Annotated in this window: 2 protein-coding genes; both read left to right on the top strand. The window is 74.5% G+C overall.

Features of this window, described 5'->3' with window-relative positions; all coding sequences use genetic code 11:
• Nucleotides 1–2 precede the first annotated feature (2 nt).
• Nucleotides 3–485, top strand: a complete 483-nt coding sequence (locus FUT87_RS26520; protein WP_147242919.1) for a DsbE family thiol:disulfide interchange protein — start codon at nt 3–5, stop codon at nt 483–485.
• On the top strand, nt 482–909 hold a 428-nt coding region (locus tag FUT87_RS26525), incomplete at its 3' end, for a cytochrome c-type biogenesis protein (protein ID WP_147242920.1). The genes FUT87_RS26520 and FUT87_RS26525, both read left to right, overlap by 4 nt.

Raw genomic sequence — 909 nt, forward strand, 5'->3', positions numbered from 1 at the left:
GCCTGGCGCTGATGCTGGCCCTCGGGCTGGAACGCGATCCACGCGCGCTGCCCTCGGCGCTGCTGGATCGCCCGGTCCCGGTGTTCGAGCGTCCGGTGCTCGAGGACCCCGGCCAGCAACTGGGAAGCACCGCCCTGCGCGGGCAGCCGTGGATGCTCAACGTCTGGGCGTCCTGGTGCGAACCCTGCCGGCAGGAGCTGCCGGCGCTGCGCCAGCTGTCGGCACGGGACGGCGTGCCGCTGTACGGCCTCAACTACAAGGACCGGGACGACGCGGCCCGCGCGCTGCTGGGCGCCGTGGGCAACCCGTACCGGGCGTCGGCGATCGACGCCGATGGCCGGGTCGGCCTGGACTTCGGCGTGCAGGGCGTGCCGGAGACCTTCGTCATCGACGCCCGCGGGCGCGTGCGCTATCGCCACCAGGGACCGGTGACCGCCGAGGTCTGGCGCGACAAGCTGCTGCCCGCGCTGAAGGCGGCGCGATGAGCGCGCGCCTGCGTCTTGCCGCGAGACGTCTGGCGCCGGTGGCGCTGAGCGCGCTGATCGCCTTGACCGCGTCGTCGGCCTCAGGTGCGCCGGAGGCCGGCACGGCGACGGTCTCGGCTGCGGCGCCGGCCGCCGCGATCGCGGAGCTCGAGGCGCGCGAATCGCGCCTCGCCCACCAGCTGCGCTGCGTCGTCTGCCAGAACCAGACACTGGCCGAATCCAACGCGCCGCTGGCCGCCGACATGCGCCAGGCCATCCGCGAGCAACTGCGCGACGGTCGCAGCGACGCCGAGGTCGTCGCCTTCTTCGAGGCGCGTTATGGCGCCTTCGTCCGTTACTTGCCGCCGTGGCGGCCGTCGACCTGGCTGCTGTGGACCGGCCCCTTCCTGCTGCTGGGCGCCGGCCTGGCCGCGCTGGCCGCGGC

This window comes from Mitsuaria sp. TWR114 (genome assembly GCF_007997345.1).